At 40.7% G+C, this 17,726-nt stretch carries 18 protein-coding genes and 1 riboswitch; of the genes, 8 read left to right on the top strand and 10 right to left on the bottom strand.

Annotation, left to right across the window (positions count from 1 at the left end):
• Positions 1 to 23: 23 nt before the first annotated feature.
• Positions 24 to 824, bottom strand: coding sequence for an MBL fold metallo-hydrolase (locus BUA16_RS04945; RefSeq protein WP_072763532.1), 801 nt, complete (start codon positions 822 to 824; stop codon positions 24 to 26).
• A 38-nt stretch (positions 825 to 862) separates the two neighbouring features.
• A complete protein-coding gene (locus tag BUA16_RS04940; RefSeq protein ID WP_072763531.1) occupies positions 863 to 1,330 on the bottom strand; it encodes a GNAT family N-acetyltransferase in 468 nt (155 codons plus the stop codon).
• Positions 1,331 to 1,495: 165 nt separating this feature from the next.
• Here BUA16_RS04940 and BUA16_RS04935 point away from each other — a divergent pair, with 165 nt between their 5' ends.
• A complete protein-coding gene (locus BUA16_RS04935; protein WP_072763530.1) occupies positions 1,496 to 2,386 on the top strand; it encodes a hypothetical protein in 891 nt (296 codons plus the stop codon).
• Between the two features lie 83 nt (positions 2,387 to 2,469).
• On the opposite strand, the gene fumC is transcribed toward BUA16_RS04935, so the two are convergent.
• The 3 genes from fumC to BUA16_RS04920 form a co-directional block, all read right to left on the bottom strand.
• Positions 2,470 to 3,867: a class II fumarate hydratase gene (gene fumC, locus BUA16_RS04930; RefSeq protein WP_072763529.1), complete on the bottom strand. Its 1,398-nt coding sequence runs from the start codon at positions 3,865 to 3,867 to the stop codon at positions 2,470 to 2,472.
• A gap of 103 nt (positions 3,868 to 3,970) precedes the next feature.
• On the bottom strand, positions 3,971 to 4,381 hold the full coding sequence (locus tag BUA16_RS04925) for a thiol-disulfide oxidoreductase DCC family protein (RefSeq protein ID WP_072763528.1): 411 nt from the start codon (positions 4,379 to 4,381) through the stop codon (positions 3,971 to 3,973).
• Between the two features lie 10 nt (positions 4,382 to 4,391).
• Positions 4,392 to 6,593: an endonuclease MutS2 gene (locus BUA16_RS04920; protein WP_072763527.1), complete on the bottom strand. Its 2,202-nt coding sequence runs from the start codon at positions 6,591 to 6,593 to the stop codon at positions 4,392 to 4,394.
• 160 nt (positions 6,594 to 6,753) lie between these two features.
• Positions 6,754 to 6,846, top strand: a riboswitch (TPP riboswitch).
• A 67-nt stretch (positions 6,847 to 6,913) separates the two neighbouring features.
• Here BUA16_RS04920 and thiS point away from each other — a divergent pair.
• The 7 genes from thiS (at position 6,914) to thiH (ending at position 13,134) form a co-directional block, all read left to right on the top strand.
• Positions 6,914 to 7,162, top strand: a complete 249-nt coding sequence (thiS, locus tag BUA16_RS04915) for a sulfur carrier protein ThiS (protein ID WP_245795520.1) — start codon at positions 6,914 to 6,916, stop codon at positions 7,160 to 7,162.
• 84 nt (positions 7,163 to 7,246) lie between these two features.
• Positions 7,247 to 9,106, top strand: coding sequence for a phosphomethylpyrimidine synthase ThiC (gene thiC, locus BUA16_RS04910; RefSeq protein WP_072763526.1), 1,860 nt, complete (start codon positions 7,247 to 7,249; stop codon positions 9,104 to 9,106).
• 107 nt (positions 9,107 to 9,213) lie between these two features.
• Entirely contained in the window at positions 9,214 to 9,813 is a 600-nt protein-coding gene (locus tag BUA16_RS04905) for a thiamine phosphate synthase (RefSeq protein ID WP_072763525.1), read from the top strand.
• An 8-nt stretch (positions 9,814 to 9,821) separates the two neighbouring features.
• Complete coding sequence (locus BUA16_RS04900; RefSeq protein WP_072763524.1) at positions 9,822 to 10,565, top strand: hydroxymethylpyrimidine/phosphomethylpyrimidine kinase; 744 nt, start codon at positions 9,822 to 9,824, stop codon at positions 10,563 to 10,565.
• An 11-nt stretch (positions 10,566 to 10,576) separates the two neighbouring features.
• On the top strand, positions 10,577 to 11,215 hold the full coding sequence (gene thiE / locus BUA16_RS04895) for a thiamine phosphate synthase (RefSeq protein WP_072763523.1): 639 nt from the start codon (positions 10,577 to 10,579) through the stop codon (positions 11,213 to 11,215).
• A 31-nt stretch (positions 11,216 to 11,246) separates the two neighbouring features.
• Positions 11,247 to 12,023 carry a thiazole synthase gene (locus BUA16_RS04890; RefSeq protein WP_072763522.1) on the top strand — a complete coding sequence of 259 codons (777 nt, stop codon included), beginning with the start codon at positions 11,247 to 11,249 and terminating at the stop codon, positions 12,021 to 12,023.
• A gap of 7 nt (positions 12,024 to 12,030) precedes the next feature.
• A complete protein-coding gene (thiH, locus tag BUA16_RS04885; protein ID WP_084668437.1) occupies positions 12,031 to 13,134 on the top strand; it encodes a 2-iminoacetate synthase ThiH in 1,104 nt (367 codons plus the stop codon).
• 60 nt (positions 13,135 to 13,194) lie between these two features.
• Here the strand turns inward: thiH and BUA16_RS04880 are convergent, their stop codons facing one another.
• The 5 genes from BUA16_RS04880 to BUA16_RS04860 form a co-directional block, all read right to left on the bottom strand.
• Positions 13,195 to 13,770 carry a GNAT family N-acetyltransferase gene (locus BUA16_RS04880; RefSeq protein ID WP_072763520.1) on the bottom strand — a complete coding sequence of 192 codons (576 nt, stop codon included), beginning with the start codon at positions 13,768 to 13,770 and terminating at the stop codon, positions 13,195 to 13,197.
• Between the two features lie 128 nt (positions 13,771 to 13,898).
• Positions 13,899 to 14,531, bottom strand: coding sequence for an NAD(P)-dependent oxidoreductase (locus BUA16_RS04875; protein WP_072763519.1), 633 nt, complete (start codon positions 14,529 to 14,531; stop codon positions 13,899 to 13,901).
• 217 nt (positions 14,532 to 14,748) lie between these two features.
• A complete protein-coding gene (locus tag BUA16_RS04870) occupies positions 14,749 to 15,600 on the bottom strand; it encodes a ChaN family lipoprotein (protein ID WP_072763518.1) in 852 nt (283 codons plus the stop codon).
• Between the two features lie 100 nt (positions 15,601 to 15,700).
• On the bottom strand, positions 15,701 to 16,636 hold the full coding sequence (locus BUA16_RS04865; RefSeq protein ID WP_072763517.1) for a DUF5050 domain-containing protein: 936 nt from the start codon (positions 16,634 to 16,636) through the stop codon (positions 15,701 to 15,703).
• Positions 16,637 to 16,685: 49 nt separating this feature from the next.
• The gene (locus tag BUA16_RS04860; protein ID WP_072763516.1) at positions 16,686 to 17,651 is read right to left on the bottom strand and encodes a DUF5050 domain-containing protein; all 966 of its coding nucleotides are present in this window, start codon (positions 17,649 to 17,651) and stop codon (positions 16,686 to 16,688) included.
• Between the last annotated feature and the right edge of the window lie 75 nt (positions 17,652 to 17,726).

The following is a 17,726-nucleotide window of genomic DNA, read 5'->3' as shown; positions in this document are numbered from 1 at the left end:
TTTTTAGGGATCCGTTTTTATTATTAGTACTCCTCATTAGGATACCAATCTAACTGTACGACCCTTATGGTTGAATCCTTTTCATTGACCAATTTTTTAAACTGAAGGACATCGCTAACTTCGGGTTTACCTCTGTAATGATAAGGGTAGACTTCCTTGGGCTTAAAGGCCAATACAGCATCGGCGGCGCTTTCGACCGTCATGGTATAGGGTAGGTTCATGCAAATAAAAGCCTTGTCTATGTTCTGTAAAGCCCGTATTTCAGGTATATCTTCCGTATCCCCGGAAAAATAAATCCTAGTGCCGTTTTTACTTAAGATATAACCATTGCCGCGACCCTTGGGATGAAAGTCTTTGGCAGCTTCCCGAAGATTGTACATAGGGATAGCTTCTATGGTAATTCCAAAGCGTTCCTTACTATCGCCATTGTTTAGAATATCCAATAGAGGTGTGAATTCTGAAGGGATGTTATCGGCGACGGCCTGTGGTACAATTATTTTTGCCTTCTGGGTGTTTAATGCTTCTAGGGTAGAAAGGCTAAAATGATCGCCATGGATATCGGTAATCAATATCAAATCTGCTTCCTTTTGATTCCTAAAAGCATCTTTTCCACCAACCGGATCAATATAAATGGTGATATCGTCCCATTGTAGAACAGCTGTAGCATGTTCTATTGGTGTAATGGTCAAGGTAGGTGCTTTTTGATAAGAAGTGACCGTGGGTGCTTCAGATTCCTTTTGAGATGTCTTAGGCGAATCCTTACAGCTAAATAACAGTACACAGCCTATAATATTAAAGATGATTGTTTTGCTAGTATAGGTCATGACTATATTATTTTAAATTAGTAAGAAGAATCAAGGCTTCAATCTAAAACCAGTTCCATTTTTATATCACTGCGATCAAACGGGATATCGCTTTCTAGTACTACCTCCTTAAAACCATATTTTCTATAGATATGAAGGGCATTCTCTAATTTGGTGCTAGAATATAAAACAAGTTTGTGCCATTGTTTTTGATGGGCAAATTCTATGGCAAAGTTCATAAGCGTCTGACCAATTTTTAATCCTTGATATTTGGTGGTCACTGCCATTTTTCCTAGTTCATATTCTGTGGGACTCAATTGTAACAATGCAAAACATCCTACAATTTCATCGTTGTATTGCGCAAAATAGATGAATCCGTCCTTATTTATGATGGTTTCTTCGCAGTTTTCCAAAAGATTGATATCTTTTGGTTCAACATAAAAGTACTGCTCTAGCCACGCTATGTTAAGATTTTTGAAATCTGCAGCATATTGGGAACTAAAAGGAAGGATTTTTAATGACTTCATAGAATAAAAGTATAATAAGTATAAAGTTAACAATTCATTTTATAAATTTGGTATGAAAATATTTATATACTGTAGGAATCTAAAAACATCATTAGATCGTATATACATATGGTTGTAATGTTTTTAAAAAAAAAATAACAAAAGAAATAAATAATAATTTAGATTATGACAGAAGCAAAAAGCAATAATGGATTAAAAGTTATCGCGGGGTTATTAGGGGTTGTCTTAATTGGAGTGCTGATCTATACCGTAAGTTTATATCAGGACAAACAAAAAACTACTGCCTTACTGACCAAAGAAAAAGAATTGGTCGTTGAAGATTTGACTAGTTTAAAGTCGGAGTACGATAAGGCAATCTTAGAGAGTAATGCCACCAACGAGGAGTTGGTTTCTGCACGTGACAATATCGCCAAATACATAGACTCGGTACAAACCATGAAAGCAGATATCAGTTCTCTATACCGCTATAGAAAGCAAGTGGGAATATTGACCAAGGAAAGAGAGCAACTACTTAGAAAAGTCGATTCTTTGACCAGATCCAATTCTTATTTGGCCATGCAACGCGATAGTACCTATGTCGAATTGGAAAGACAAACTGTTTTTAATGATTCGCTAGTAGTTCAAAACACTCAATTAGCCGATGCTGTTGAAAAAGGATCGGCCTTAAACTTATCCAAGTTTTCGGTAGATGCAATTAAAGAGCGTTCTAGTGGAAAGCTGGTTTCTACCTCTAGAGCCAAGGCAACGGACAAATTAAAAGTATGTTTTACCGTAGCCGATAATATTATCACACAGGCCGGAGATAGGGAGTTTTTTATAGAAGTATTAGACCCGCAAGGAAATGTTTTGGGAGAGAGCTTTTCTAAAACAAACGATGCAGGCGGAATGGTGACTTACAGCAAGGCAACCGGATTTTACTATGAAAACCGCGCTCTGGATGTTTGTGATTTTATAGACAAACCTGCCACAGGAGAATTTCAAAAAGGAAATTATATGGTGAATGTGTATGATAACCGTCTAAAACTTTTGGGGACTTCTAAATTTCAACTGAAATAAGATCTAAAACCCATTAAAATAAAAAGGCCAATCTTTCTAGATTGGCCTTTTTTTATAAACGGTGTTTTGGTAATTAAACCAAATTATTTTAAACTACCTACCATTTCTTCTGGTTTGACCCATTCGTCGTATTCTTCAGCGGTTACATACCCAAGGTTGATGGCTTCCTCCTTAAGAGTAGTGCCGTTTTTATGGGCCGTATTGGCAATTTCTGCTGCTTTGTAATACCCTATTTTTGTGTTTAAGGCCGTTACTAACATTAGAGAGTTATTTAATAGCTGCTTTATAACCTGATGGTTTGGCGCTATTCCTACCGCACAGTTTTCGTCAAAACTAACACAGGCATCCCCAAGTAATTGGGCAGATTGTAAAATATTGGCCGCCATCATAGGCTTAAAGACATTTAACTCGTAGTGGCCTTGGGTTCCCCCAACGCTGATCGCTACATCGTTCCCCATAACCTGTGCACAAACCATGGTTAAGGCCTCGCTTTGGGTAGGGTTTACTTTTCCAGGCATAATAGAACTTCCCGGCTCATTGGCAGGGATGATAATTTCCCCGATTCCCGATCTAGGTCCAGAAGCCATCATTCTAATATCATTGGCTATTTTGTTAAGGGCTACGGCCAATTGTTTTAGAGCACCGTGGCTCTCTACAATGGCATCGTGCGAAGCAAGGGCCTCAAATTTGTTTTCAGCCGTTTTAAAAGGGAGTCCTGTAAATTCGGCAATGTATTTTGCGACCAATACATCGTATCCTTTTGGAGTGTTTAATCCGGTTCCTACAGCTGTACCGCCAAGAGCCATTTCACTTAAATGATCCAAAGTGTTGTTCAAGGCACGTAAACCGTGGTCTAATTGAGAAACATATCCAGAAAATTCCTGGCCCAAGGTAAGGGGAGTAGCATCCATTAAATGGGTACGTCCTATTTTTACGACCTTGGCAAATTCCTGAGCCTTTTTGTGTAAAGTGTTCCTTAGTTGGGTGATCCCGGGAATGGTAACTTCTACAATCTTTTTGTAGGCAGCAATGTGCATCCCCGTAGGGAAAGTATCGTTGGAAGACTGAGATTTGTTGACATCATCGTTGGGTTGAATGGTTTTTTCGCCCTCGCCGATCTTTTTCCCTGCCAATTCATGCGCACGGTTGGCAACCACCTCATTGACATTCATATTGCTTTGGGTTCCAGAACCTGTTTGCCAAATAACTAACGGAAACTGATCGTTGTGCTTTCCGGCTAAAATTTCATCGCAAACTTGCGCGATCAGATCCCTTTTCTCTTTGGTCAATACCCCTAAATCGTGATTGGTGTAGGCAGCGGCTTTTTTCAAGTATGCAAAACCGTAGACAACATCCAAAGGCATAGAGCCCGATGGACCAATTTTAAAGTTGTTTCTAGAGCGTTCAGTCTGTGCTCCCCAATATTTGTCGGACGGAACTTTAACCTCGCCCATGGTGTCCTTTTCTATACGATATTCCATAGTATATATTACGTTTATAATGAATTACAGTTTGTATTTATAAGAGTTGTTGTAAAATAACAATCCCCGATTTCTTTCGTTTTCCTTGGTCTACATAATAGTTTTAAAGAAATTTTCCCTGTAAGCTTTCTTGGGGAGCCATACAGCTGTCTTTCTTCCCGTACCAACGATACCTGTTTTTTGCAACATAATCGTAGATCAGATTCCTAAATCCTTCCGGTATCCATGCTAGCACCATCAAGGCGCTCCATAATCCGCCAAAGGATTTTACAATATGGATCGCGGCCGTAGACTTGGTGTAATAGGCTACCCCCGGATCTATCAGAACAATAGAATCTATTTTTGTAACATCTATACCGCGCTCCTTTACTAATTTTTGACCTATGGTACTCTGCAGGGCTGCAAACCTAAAAGTATCGGCAGCATCGTGCTTAATAACATTTTGTACCCAAGCATTGCAAAGATTGCAAACGCCATCGAAGAGGATTATTTTCTTGCCTTGTGGGACTTCCATTGTTTTATTATTATTTTTTAACGCCTTTTCCCTTGGCAATGTTTGCCGCAGAATTTACCAGTTCTAGCTGATCGACACTGACATTGGTCGTAAACAGCCCATAATTGATAAAAGCTTTGTTTTTTTCTAACTTATCGATACTGCCTATGGCCTTGCCATCGAGTAAACGTACCCGGTCGCCAATTTTAAAAACTGGGCGTGGCTTGTTTTTTTCGGTGATCTCCGCCTTCTTTTTCTTAATCTTTTTTTCCTCCCGAATGACTTCAACTTTTTTGTTGACCTCTTGCTCTACCTTGGCTTTTTTCTCTTTTTTGGCCTTTATTTCCTTGACCGTTTGTTTTTTGCGCTTGCTATTCTCGGTCTCTACTATTTGTAGCAGGTCCGAAATCATACTGCGCTTTTTCTTGTCGTTAAAATAGCGCTCTGCCAGGGTGTTTACCTTATTCCCCAAATAGATCATGCGCTGGTTATGATCATAAAGTTCCTGGTAGTTTTCTAGTTTCGATTTTATTTTGGAATTTAGATCTTCTAGTTTTTGGGCCTCTGTCCTTGCCTTGGATTCTTCCTCTTGCAATCGCGAGCCGGTTTTTTCCATTTTACTGCGTTCTTTTTGCAATTTGGCAATGGTGGCATCAAAACGGACCTTGCCGCGCTCTATTTTTTTCTTGGCCTTGTTGATCAGACTATAGGGTATTCCGTTTTTCTGGGCTACCTCAAATGTAAACGAGCTACCGGCCTGTCCCAAGACCAATTTATAGGTAGGCTCTAAGGACTTTTCGTCAAAAAGCATGTTGGCATTGGTAACATATGGCAATTCGTTGGCCAATAGCTTTAAATTGGCATAATGGGTAGTAATTACCCCGTAAGCCCCTCGTTCATAAAACACTTCCAAAAAGGTTTCGGCCAAAGCGCCGCCAAGTTCGGGATCACTACCTGTTCCAAATTCATCAATAAGAAACAAGGTTTTGTCATTGCACTTCCGCAAAAAGGAATTCATGTTCTTAAGACGGTAGCTATAGGTACTCAGGTGGTTTTCTATAGATTGGTTGTCGCCAATATCCGTTAAAATATGGTCGAACAAACACACCTTGGACCGTTCATGAACCGGAATCAATAGACCACTTTGCAACATCAACTGCAAAAGTCCAATAGTCTTTAAAGTAATACTCTTACCACCAGCATTGGGACCCGAGATAACGATAATCCTATTTTCCTCATGTAGCTCAATGGTCTGTGGATAGGTGTTTTCGTTTTTGTACTTATTGCTCAAAAACAATAATGGGTGATATGCATCTTTTAAATGCATTTCCCTATTCTCACTAATGGTCGGTAATAGCGCATTCATTTCCAAGGCATACTTAGCCTTGGAAGCGGTAATGTCTATATGAATCAAAAACTGTTGGTAAGCATATAGATCGCTAGCGTAAGGGCGAATGAAATTGGTAAGCTCGTTTAGGATTTTTCGGATCTCCTCCCGCTCCTCAAATTCTAAATTGCCCAGTTCTCGGCTATAGCGCAAGGTTGCCTCTGGTTCTATATACACAATACTTCCCGTTTTGGAAGTTCCCATAACCGCACCCTTAACTTTTTTGCGGTACATGCTCTTTACGGCAAGTACGCGCCGGTTGTCTACCACAGATTCTCGTATCTCGTCCAAAAGATCAGAGGCGTGATAGGTGCTTAGGGCCGAGGCAAAACTTTGGTTGATCTTGCCTTTTACCGTATTGATGTTTATCCGTAGTTGGTGCAAGTTATTAGAGGCGTTGTCCTTCACCTCGCCAAACTTATCAATGACCGAATCTATCTTTGTAGGTACCTCCGTATTCAAATGTACGGTCTCGGAAACCTTATATAGCAAGGGGTAATAGTCCTTAAATTTCTTGAAAAACTTTATATGGGTGGCTACATTGTGGAAGATGCTCCCAATTTTCCTGAAACTTCCAATTTCTAGGGTGGTATTCTCGATTTTCAAGAGTTTTAATTCCTGATTTACCGAATCAAAACCATGATGGGGAATGCTATTGTCATTCTGATAAGAAGATAAATACTCCGAGGTTTGCCCCAAAGCATCTAAAATATGTTCCCTGCTCGACAAGGGGGTTAAAAGCAAAACCTCTTCCTTTCCTAATTCCGTAGTACAACGAACCGAAAGTTGTTTTAAAACCGTATTGAATTCTAAATCTTGAAGTGTCTTGGAGCTTATTTTATTCATAGTATATTAAAAAACCATACAAAGGTAGTCATTAGCGACGAAAGTATAAATATGCTACTGCCTTATCCAAAGCATTTAAAGTGCGACTTAATAAAATTCACAACAGCTGCTTAAATTGTAATTAATTAGTGGAGTTTAATTTTTAATGATATATTCGCCATGTAAACTTTGGGAGTAACTAGTAATAGTTTGAGAAATATCCTTAGAACCTGATTTGGTTGATACCAACGTAGGGAAAATTTACAGGCATCTTCATAGCATGATATGCCCTGCACTTTTATATTTCCACACACTTCCTTTTTGGTTTGCATAATTTAATTATGAACGTTAAAAACGACTTTTCCCAAGCGGAAGGTTTTATTCGTATGGTTACAATTAGAGTAAACGACAAAGAGCATCAATTTAAAACACCTCCTTCGCTCGAAGAGGTTTTGGACCAGCTACAATTTTCTTTAAACGGTATAGCGGTAGCTGTAAATCAACAAATCATTTCAAAACCCCATTGGTCCAAGACCAGTTTGTTCCAAGACGACAAGGTTTTGGTCATTACTGCCACTCAAGGCGGTTAGGAGGTTCCATTTTTTTAAACACGAAGTATAACTGTGCTTGGGCTCAAGGAAAAATCCTTGTGTCCTGCACCATAACATGTGAAAATGAAAACAAAAGACACAGCACCAAAAAAAGACGGTATTACGAGACACCCGTTTCCCAGTTCCCAAAAAATTTATGTACCCGGAAAAATCTATCCCGAGCTCCAAGTAGCAATGCGCGAAATATTGCTCAGTGATACCACCGATTCGTTAACCGGAAAGAAGATTCCGAATGAGCCGGTGACCATCTACGATACCTCCGGCCCCTATACCGATCCCAATATAGCTATCGATATACATAAGGGCTTAAAACCTTTACGAAAACAATGGATATTAGATCGTGGCGATGTAGAAGAGTTGAATGAATTTTCCTCTGAGTATTGCAACCAGCGCCTTAATGACAAAAGCTTGGATTATTTGCGTTTTTCGCACCTTAAAAAGCCTTTACGAGCCAAAAAAGGAAAGAATGTCTCCCAGTTATATTACGCAAAGCAAGGTATTATTACCCCAGAAATGGAGTATGTTGCCATTAGGGAAAACCAACGTATCGATGAAATGACCCGTTTGTCGGAACAACATAAAGGGCAAAGCTTTGGGGCTAGTATTCCCGAAAAAATAACGCCCGAATTTGTACGGGACGAGATTGCCAGAGGCCGAGCCGTGCTGCCTTCCAATATTAACCACCCCGAAAGTGAGCCCATGATCTTGGGGCGAAACTTTTTGGTGAAAATAAATGCCAATATCGGAAATTCGGCCACCACTTCTAGTATCGAGGAAGAGGTAGAAAAAGCCGTTTGGGCATGCCGTTGGGGCGCCGATAATATTATGGATCTATCGACCGGAAAAAATATCCATGAAACAAGGGAGTGGATTGTGAGGAATTCCCCGGTGCCAATCGGTACCGTACCTATCTATCAGGCCTTGGAAAAGGTCAATGGAAAAGCCGAGGACCTTACATGGGAAATTTATAGGGACACCCTTATAGAGCAGGCAGAGCAGGGAGTAGACTATTTCACGATCCATGCCGGGGTACGCCTGCGCTACATACCCATGACCGCAAAACGCATCACTGGTATCGTTTCTCGCGGAGGTTCTATTATGGCAAAATGGTGTTTGGCACATCATAAGGAGAGCTTTTTGTATACCCATTTCGAAGAAATTTGTGAGATTATGAAAGCCTACGATGTTGCTTTTTCCCTTGGCGACGGCCTACGTCCGGGCTCTATTGCCGATGCTAATGACGAAGCCCAGTTTGCAGAATTGGAAACCTTGGGAGAACTGACAAAAATTGCTTGGAAACACGACGTTCAAACGTTTATCGAAGGTCCTGGGCACGTGCCCATGCATATGATAAAGGCCAATATGGACAAGCAATTAGAAGCTTGTAACGAGGCGCCTTTTTATACCTTAGGACCACTGACTACCGATATCGCTCCGGGCTACGACCATATTACCTCTGGGATCGGTGCGGCCATGATCGGATGGTTCGGTTGTGCCATGTTGTGCTATGTTACCCCTAAGGAGCACCTTGGGCTGCCCAATAAGGATGACGTTCGGACTGGGGTGGTTACCTATAAACTTGCGGCCCATGCGGCAGATCTTGCCAAAGGCCATCCCGGTGCCCAGCACAGGGACGATGCCTTGAGTAAAGCGCGATTTGAATTCCGTTGGGAAGATCAGTTTAACCTAGCGCTAGATCCGGAATTGGCAAGGGAATACCACGACGAAACCCTGCCTGCCGAAGGCGCTAAAATTGCCCATTTCTGCTCTATGTGCGGGCCAAAATTCTGCTCCATGAAAATTTCTCAGGAAGTACGCGATTTTGCTGCCATCAATGAAATAAAGAACGATGAGGTTTTCGCTAAAGGCATGGAAGAAAAATCTAAGGAATTTAAAGATAAAGGTAGCGAAGTGTATTTGTAAACTTTTTTGGGAGGTCCCCACGCCATCAGATGGCGTGGTCGGGCTTTCCGCTATATCTTTTTTATAAAAATAAAAAAGGATGCCGCTGCAATCCCTAACCCAAAAATATGATGGTTCTTATAGCCCCGGAAACAGACTTGGAAAATGAAACCTCCCGCCTTAACCAAATGTTTAAGGCAGGCCTACAATCCTATCATTTTAGGAAACCTGCAAAAACCTTGGAAGAATGCCGTAGCTATTTAAATCAAATTGAGCACGCATATTACCCTAGAATTGTAACACATGGATTTCATTTCCTGGCCGAGGATTACGCGCTAAAGGGGATACATTTAAAAGAACAGTTGCGAAACGATTTAAAAGAAGAGCTGCTGCCCTATGTGCAAAGGTATCAGGACAAGGGTTTTACGGTTAGTAGTTCCTTTCATGAACCAGAAGTGTTGTCGGACTCTAAGATTCCATTTGATTATCATTTGTTAAGTCCGGTTTTTTCTTCCATTTCAAAGCAAGGATATCAGGGAAGGGGCTTTGATATAAGCCAAATACCCAAAAAGATCATCGGTTTGGGTGGAATCCAAGAAGAAACAATAGCGCAGGCGGTTGCTTTAGGGTATTCCGGTATTGGGGTGTTGGGGGCTATATGGCAATCCAAGGATCCCATAAAAAGTTTTAAAAGGATACAAAAGGCCTACAGGGCATGCATTAAATAAATTCACTTATGGAAAATCGCCCTTATGTATTGACAATAGCCGGGCTTGATCCCTCAAGTGGCGCAGGTATTACCGCAGATATAAAAGCCATGGAGGCCTTAAATTGCTACGGGTTATCTGTCTGTACCGCTATTACTGTCCAGAACGATGTGTCGTTGAAAGCGGTTTATTGGACAACCCTAACTGTTATTTTGGAACAAATAGAATTCCTTTTCGATCGCTTTGACATCACGGTAGTGAAAATTGGGGTAGTAGAAGATTGGACCGTATTAAACACTATACTAACCGTATTACATCAGAAAAATAACGACATAAAAATTGTACTCGACCCTGTTCTTTCCTCTAGCTCATCCTATCGTTTTCACGATTCGGATAGGGCAGAGTTTTATCAGGTGTTGGAGAAAATATATGTGCTTACCCCTAATTATTTAGAGGTGCAAGAGTTATTTCCAGACCGGGATATCGTTATAAACATATCCGAAATCACCCAAAGAGCAAATCTTTTGCTAAAAGGCGGACATCACCCAAACCGAATAGGAGAAGATGTATTATACCTGACGAACGATGAGGTGTACCGCTTTTCGCCCAAGGTCGATAAAGTTTTTCAAAAACACGGATCTGGTTGTGTACTGTCTTCTTATATAGCGAGTTATTTGGCATTAGGGGAATCCTTGCATCAAGCCTGTGAAAAGGCTAAAATCAATATAGAATCCTTTCTGAATTCTAATTCCAGCCTCTTGGGCTATCACTGAAAAAAAAGAAAATGAATCATTTATATTATATCTCCCAGGGAAAAACTCCCGAGGAACATTTAACAAATATAGCCACCGTAGTTCGTGGAGGTTGTCGCTTGGTACAACTGCGGTTAAAAGGGATATCCCAGAACATGGTTTTAAAAACGGCCATGGAGGCAAAGCGAATATGTAATGAAAACGATACAACCTTAATTGTAAACGATGATCCACAGGTTGCCCATGCCATAGATGCCGATGGCGTGCACCTAGGCAAGGAGGATAGCAAAATTGCCGATGCCCGTTTGCTGTTGGGAACTACTAAAATAATTGGAGGTACCGCCAACACTTTGGAAGACTGTTTAGAACTTATAGAATCGGGAGTCGATTATATTGGATTGGGCCCTTATAAGTTTACGTCCACCAAAAAGAACCTAAGCCCCGTGCTGGGGACAGAAGGGATCAGAAAGATAATCACTGCCCTCAGTGCCAAAGGCCACAAGGTGCCTGTATACGCCATTGGAGGTGTTGTAAAGGAAGATGTTGAGGTGTTGTTGGACACGGGAATTTTTGGTCTTGCCGTATCCGGACTCCTAACGAATACATCGGCAGAAAGTATAGCCCAGCTAAGGCAATATGTCCAAAAGAGGTATATGGCGACCAGCATATAAAATATACAGTATAAAAAAACTAAAAAAACGCATGAACAACGATATACTCACCATAGCAGGAAAGGAATTTAATTCCAGATTGTTTACCGGAACCGGTAAATTCAATACTTCCCTTTTAATGAAGGAAGCCTTGTTGGCCTCGGAAAGCGAATTGGCCACCGTGGCCCTAAAACGGGTAGATATAAAGGATGAAAATGATGATATTTTAACCCATCTCAATCACCCTAACATGAGTTTGTTACCCAATACTTCTGGAGTTAGAACGGCAAAAGAAGCTGTTTTTGCTGCCCAGTTGGCTAGGGAAGCCCTAGAGACCAATTGGATAAAATTAGAAATACATCCCGATCCCAAATACTTATTGCCAGACCCTATAGAAACATTACAAGCAGCCGAGGAATTGGTAAGACTCGGCTTTGTGGTCATGCCCTATATCCATGCCGATCCCGTTTTGTGCAAACGCTTAGAAGATGTGGGGGTGCAATGTGTAATGCCTTTAGGAGCTCCCATAGGAAGTAATAAAGGCTTAAAAACCTTGGAGTTTTTAGAAATAATAATAGCCCAAAGCAAGGTGCCGGTCATCGTTGATGCCGGAATCGGAAGTCCGTCACATGCCGCCTTGGCCATGGAGATAGGGGCCGATGCGGTCCTAGTGAACACCGCTATTGCAGTATCTCAAAACCCCATAGCCATGGCAAAAGCCTTTAAAATGGCCGTAGAGGCCGGTAGAATGGCCTATAAGGCCAAATTGGCACCCGTAGTTCAAATAGCATCCGGTAGTAGTCCACTAACCAGCTTTTTAAGTAATTAGACAGCCCATGTTTCAAGATTTATTCGATACCTATAATTGGGACGAAACCCTAAAAAGCATCTATGCTAAAACAGCAAAGGACGTAAGGAACGCTCTAGATAACCCCAACCGGGATCTGGAAGACTTTAAGGCCTTGATTTCACCGGCAGCAGCACCATTTTTAGAAGAAATGGCCCAAATAAGCCGTATGCTTACCAAAAAACGCTTCGGGAATACCATACAAATGTATTCGCCCATGTATTTGAGCAACGAATGCCAAAATATCTGTACCTATTGCGGGTTTAGCCTAACCAATAAAATTCCAAGAAGAACCCTTACCGATAAAGAAATACTACAAGAAGTAGACTATATAAAATCTAAAGGCTATGACCATATTTTACTGGTCACCGGAGAAGCGAATACAACTGTAGGGGTAGCTTACATTGACAATGCCATTCAATTGATTCGTTCGCACTTCTCTAATATCACCATAGAAGTACAGCCCTTAGAGCAAGAAGATTATGAACTGCTGAAGGGTAGTGGCCTCTATGCAGTGCTGGTATACCAAGAAACCTATCATAGGGATGAATATAAAAAACACCATCCCAAAGGCAAAAAATCCAATTTTGATTATCGGTTGGCGACTCCCGATAGATTGGGAAAGGCGGGGGTGCATAAAATAGGCCTTGGCGCATTATTTGGTTTGGAAGACTGGCGTGCCGATAGTTTTTTTACGGCCCTGCATCTAAAATATCTCCAAAAGACCTATTGGAAAACAAAGTATTCTATTTCCTTTCCTAGACTAAGACCACATTCAGGGGGATTAGAGCCAAAAGTGGCGATGACAGATCCGCATTTGGTACAGCTTATTTGCGCTTATAGACTCTTGGATGAGGATGTAGAGCTTTCTATTTCGACCCGAGAAAGTGAAATATTTAGAAACCATATCGTCAATTTGGGGATTACCTCTATCAGTGCAGAATCTAAAACCAACCCCGGGGGCTATACAGTAGAAAAACAATCCTTGGAACAGTTCGAGATATCAGATGAACGCAGTACCGAAGCCGTAGCTGAGATGTTAAAAGCACAAGGCCTAGAGGTGGTTTGGAAAGACTGGGAGCATTATTTATAAAAAAAACCACAACCATACTATAACTACCATGGTTGTGGTTTTTTAAGAGTTATAAAAGCATTAAGCTTCCACTTGATACAACAGATGCTCATAAGCTTCGCCCAAGAGAGTTTTGATCCCTATGGTTATAAAACCCAACTTTTCATACAAGCGTTTTGCATTGGGGTTAGAAACATCGACCAATAAACCTATTCTCTGGTAGCCTCTTTTTGTAGCATGCTGTATTAAAGTGCCGATAAGCCCTTTTCCTATCCCTAACCCCTGTTTGTTGGGCGCTACACTGATGGTATCAATATAATATTCCCCTTCCGCAGTTTCATTTTCCAAGGCCATACTAAAGTTGTAATGCTCCTGTAAGTATGATGTAAAGGGCTGTCGCAGTTGCTGAAACAGGCCACCGTCATAGGCGGTGATAGAACCTACGATCCCCGTATGGTCTTCGGCTACCAAGGTGTTTTCGTAGCTATAGATGTTTTGGGGCTGTGCAAAAAAATACTCAAAAACGGCAACCGCATCCGAGGCCCGTTTCCCATTCACAAATTTTAGGGCCAACTCTTCCATGGCCTGAATCATAAGCGGAGCAACAAAAGTCTTGTCTGTTGGTTTTGCGGTTCTAAAAGTTAATGTAGTATTCATAGTAATAAAAGTGGACCAAGGCCCATTTATATAAGTGATTTGATAAGCTACAAAATTAATGAATATACCAGTAGGGAAGGAGGTTTCGTCCTGGGATAAGATGAGTAAGGTCTTTGCCTATGTCCAATTCAATTTATTACAGCGGGAGTTTTGTGTATATAGGTGTTGTCATTCAGTTGTTTTAACATAAAATCGGCTACACTGACTCTTGAGATGCAAGGAGTAAGGATATAATGGCCTAATTTTTCACCAGCTTGGTAATCGGATTTCATTCTTCCATTAGTCAGTTGTCCTGGACGAACAATAGTCCAGTCTAAATTGCTTTCCATGATAAGTTTTTCTTGTTTGGATTTATCCTTAAAATAAAACCATAAAATTACAGGGATCACAAAGAGGGTATAATACAACCCAAGTTTATAGCGGCTATCGTTAATCCCTAAGGAAGTAATCGCAATAAGACGTTTTACTTGCTGTTTTTCCATGGCCAAGATAATATTCTTCGTGCCTTGGGACAGGATACTGGTTTTAATAAAAAACCGTTTATGACCAAGTGCCGATAGCACTGCGTCTTGATTCTGAACGGCTGCTGTAAGGTCTGGTAAGGATAGAACGTTGCCTTTGCATACTCGAAGATGAGAATGAGTAAGCTTTACTTTTCCGGGCTTGCGTACCATGGCTGTCACTTGGTGTCCTTGTTCTAGTGCCTGCGCTATAAGTTGACGTCCCGTTTTTCCGGTCCCTCCAATGATCAAAAGCTTCATAATACGGTTTTTTTAGGTAGTTATTAAGTTCCGAATAGTAAGGACTACCAGAAAATTTTTATTCCTGAAATGTAGAATTATAAGGACGAACCGCTTAAAAGGAACTAATGGCTTTTAAAGTGCTAATATTAAGATTCTGCCTTATTGGGATTCCTGGGAGAAATCTATTGAACTGACTATAAATATCAATATAAAAACAGATAGAACAACAGAAAACCTAATAAGTGGTGGTCATATGACTATCTACACAAATGATAAAGTCGGCCAAATGCTTGTTTTCTTCTAATAAAACAGCAATATCTTCCTGGGATACCGTGGAAATGGTGGCATACTTTAAAGCGTTGTTTTCTTTTTTTAAATACCATAACATACCTTCATAATGGTCCGAGTGGTAATTGCCGTTATAATGGATGAATACATGGTCGGTTTTATAGTTTTTAAGAATAAAATGCGCCATGGTCGCATCCTTAATGGCTTGTGCCATAACTAACTTTGGGGAACCATGGTCGCCCATCATACCAAGTATATTTTTATAAGTAGGAAGCTCACTGTCAAAAGCGATTGGCAAGGGGGCTATCCATTGTTTTTCTTGGGTAGGAAGCGAGTCTAATACTTCAAAACCATTTTTAAAAACCAGGCTAGCGTACCGCCTAGGAATATTGGTGGCAATAAAGGCTAGTTGCTTTTCTTTGGAAAAATTTACCAATGGAGCATAGTCCGTATGGTAGTTAGACCATAAGCGGCCAATTGTTTCCAGTTCTTTGGCGCTAATACGGCCGTTTAAATAATCATCCAATAGCGTTTGTTGGTCGGCCTCGAGCATTTCTGCTCCCAAAATAAGTTGGTGGTCCTTATGGAGGTCTGCGGTAACCTCCCTTTGTAGCCAATGGGAAATAGGGTTGTTGTGGATTTCTCCAAATAAAACGATGTCTTTTTTTGCCAAGGTCTTTAGCATCTTTTTATAAGAAACCTTCTTTCCTTTGGCGTTATAAAGGATATAAGCTTCTTTCTGACCCAAACAGGGAAGGCTAAGCAAAAGAAAGATGATAAGAAATAGAGTTTTCTTCATGGCGGTCTAAGGATATAACTCGTATGCAACGAGACAATTTCTTTGTTTTTTAAACAAAAGCTTAAATTTAAGATTTTCTTGAAAATAATAAGCTATTTGTTTATTGTGGGCGCCAAACCGGATTTTGGTTTCTTGTAGGATCCTTGGTCAAACGGAGTTTTTTATTAGTGCTGAGGTGTATAATCCAAACATCGTACTGCTTTGGATGTCCGCTAGTGAAGGCAATCCATTGCCCGTCGGGTGACCAGGAAGGGGAATAATCTTCGGCGCTATCGTTGGTCAAATTAATAAGGTTGTCGCCATTGGCATCCATCAAAAAGAGATCCCATTGATCTTGCTCGCTCAGGCCATAAAAAGCAATCTTTTTTCCATTGGGCGAGAAAACAGCACCAGAATCATATCCTTTTTTGTGGGTCAATCGTTTTTCGTTTTTGCCATCACTGTCCATGATAAAAATTTCCCCATTGGAAGCATGAGAGGGATCGTTTGGATCTTTTAATTGTTTGGTGAAAATTATTTGGCTCCTATCGGGGGACCAAGAAGGACTTTCGTTATAATCTTCATCATGGGTCAAGCGTGTTACCTTAGAGCCATCGGTGTTCATGACATAGATTTCACGGGACGAATGGTCTCTATCCGAGGTGAAAACTATTTTATGCCCATCTGGGGACCAGCTTGGTACATATTCGTTGGCAGGATGCTTGGAAATATTAATTTGGTCGGTACCATCGGCATTCATAAAATATAGTTCCTTATTCCCATCACGGTCCGAATAAAATACTAGTTGTTTTCCATCGGGCGACCAAGAGTTTCCATAGTCGGTTGCATTATTGTTGCTAAGGTTCTTTATATTCTTTCCATCGGCGGTCATGGTATATATTTCAAAATTCCCGTCTCGGTTAGATAGAAAGGATATGGTGCCCGAAGGGGTTTCTATGGAAGAAATTTTTTGGGTTGGTTTAGGAGTTTCTCTACAACTTAAAAGACACGTAAATATTATCAGGAAGGGTAGGAGCAACACTTTTTTCGTTTTCATAGCGTACATAGATTAAAGTAAAAAACAATTGGTTGAGCGGTATAGCTTCTTAGTTTTTATTGCCATCAACCTCCAAAAATACAGGGGCCTGTTGGAATTTAAAGCTAGTGTCCGTTAATACCTGCATCTCTTTGGTACGCCAGTTCATTAGACCGATATGAAATTGATCTTGTCCCTCATCAAAAAACTCAATGGCCAACCATTTTCCATCAGGACTCCAACTGTGCCATCCTTCATTCTGGCTATTGTCTGTTAATTTCCATTGTTGCTTTCCGTCTGGGGATACCGCATATAAGCTGTATTTTCCCTGTTGTTTGCTTTGATAGCTTATAAAGTTTTCTGTGGGATGCCAGCGCGGTGGTCCGGCTTTGTAGGCATACCATTCTGCAGTAGTATCGGTAGTAGGGTAGTTGGTTAATTTTTTTAGGCCATTGCCATCGGTGTTTACCACATATATTTCTGCCTGGTATCCATCTTCCTTTTTCGATTTCTTATTACTCCCTACAAAGGCAATCCATTCTCCGTCTGGGGAAAAAGAAGGATCGGAAAAATATGGGGTGCCCGGATTTATTTTTTTTAAGATCTCTCCCTCGGTATTTATCAAATAAAGCAAGGAATCTACCTTAGGGTGGGGGACTACGATTAGTTCTTGTCCGTGTTTTCTAGTTCCCATCCAACTGTCGCGTAACTGAAAATTGGAAATCTTTTTAATTTGTTCGCCTCGGTGATCCATCTCATAAAGAAAAAAGGTCCTAGTAGTGGTGTCCCTATCACTTACAAAATAGATCTTATCGCCATGTGAGAGATAGGTCCAAGCAACATCGGGATGATCCGTAATGTTTTTTTTATACGTACCATCCATTTTCATGGTAAAAATATCATAGTTGTCGTCATGGATACTATCCGGGACATAGACATTATAAGCAATGATATATTCTTTTAGAGGCTCCTTTTTTGTAAAAGTACAGGACAAAAGAAAGAATAGCCCAAATAGCACTGTAATAGTATGTTTCATGACCTTTGGCGGTTTGATGGTATGGACGGTAATTTATTTTTTGCACCAATTTTCAAGATACGGATTTTTGAAACT

Origin of the sequence: Arenibacter nanhaiticus (assembly GCF_900141935.1) — a bacterium.
GTDB classification, from domain to species: Bacteria; Bacteroidota; Bacteroidia; order Flavobacteriales; family Flavobacteriaceae; genus Arenibacter; species Arenibacter nanhaiticus.
The sequence above is the reverse complement of the archived record's forward strand: the minus strand, read 5'-3'. Positions and strand labels throughout refer to the sequence as shown.

Bases quoted from the DNA above. Each gene is read 5' to 3' on its own strand.
- BUA16_RS04875 (WP_072763519.1), bottom strand. From the start codon at position 14,531: ATGAAGCTTTTGATCATTGGAGGGACCGGAAAAACGGGACGTCAACTT.
- BUA16_RS04925 (WP_072763528.1), bottom strand. From the start codon at position 4,381: ATGGAAGTCCCACAAGGCAAGAAAATAATCCTCTTCGATGGCGTTTGC.
- fumC (WP_072763529.1), bottom strand. From the start codon at position 3,867: ATGGAATATCGTATAGAAAAGGACACCATGGGCGAGGTTAAAGTTCCG.
- BUA16_RS04945 (WP_072763532.1), bottom strand. From the start codon at position 824: ATGACCTATACTAGCAAAACAATCATCTTTAATATTATAGGCTGTGTA.
- thiH (WP_084668437.1), top strand. From the start codon at position 12,031: ATGTTTCAAGATTTATTCGATACCTATAATTGGGACGAAACCCTAAAA.
- BUA16_RS04865 (WP_072763517.1), bottom strand. From the start codon at position 16,636: ATGAAAACGAAAAAAGTGTTGCTCCTACCCTTCCTGATAATATTTACG.
- BUA16_RS04940 (WP_072763531.1), bottom strand. From the start codon at position 1,330: ATGAAGTCATTAAAAATCCTTCCTTTTAGTTCCCAATATGCTGCAGAT.
- BUA16_RS04860 (WP_072763516.1), bottom strand. From the start codon at position 17,651: ATGAAACATACTATTACAGTGCTATTTGGGCTATTCTTTCTTTTGTCC.
- thiC (WP_072763526.1), top strand. From the start codon at position 7,247: ATGAAAACAAAAGACACAGCACCAAAAAAAGACGGTATTACGAGACAC.
- thiE (WP_072763523.1), top strand. From the start codon at position 10,577: ATGAATCATTTATATTATATCTCCCAGGGAAAAACTCCCGAGGAACAT.
- BUA16_RS04900 (WP_072763524.1), top strand. From the start codon at position 9,822: ATGGAAAATCGCCCTTATGTATTGACAATAGCCGGGCTTGATCCCTCA.
- BUA16_RS04935 (WP_072763530.1), top strand. From the start codon at position 1,496: ATGACAGAAGCAAAAAGCAATAATGGATTAAAAGTTATCGCGGGGTTA.
- thiS (WP_245795520.1), top strand. From the start codon at position 6,914: ATGAACGTTAAAAACGACTTTTCCCAAGCGGAAGGTTTTATTCGTATG.
- BUA16_RS04920 (WP_072763527.1), bottom strand. From the start codon at position 6,593: ATGAATAAAATAAGCTCCAAGACACTTCAAGATTTAGAATTCAATACG.
- BUA16_RS04890 (WP_072763522.1), top strand. From the start codon at position 11,247: ATGAACAACGATATACTCACCATAGCAGGAAAGGAATTTAATTCCAGA.
- BUA16_RS04880 (WP_072763520.1), bottom strand. From the start codon at position 13,770: ATGAATACTACATTAACTTTTAGAACCGCAAAACCAACAGACAAGACT.
- BUA16_RS04905 (WP_072763525.1), top strand. From the start codon at position 9,214: ATGATGGTTCTTATAGCCCCGGAAACAGACTTGGAAAATGAAACCTCC.
- BUA16_RS04870 (WP_072763518.1), bottom strand. From the start codon at position 15,600: ATGAAGAAAACTCTATTTCTTATCATCTTTCTTTTGCTTAGCCTTCCC.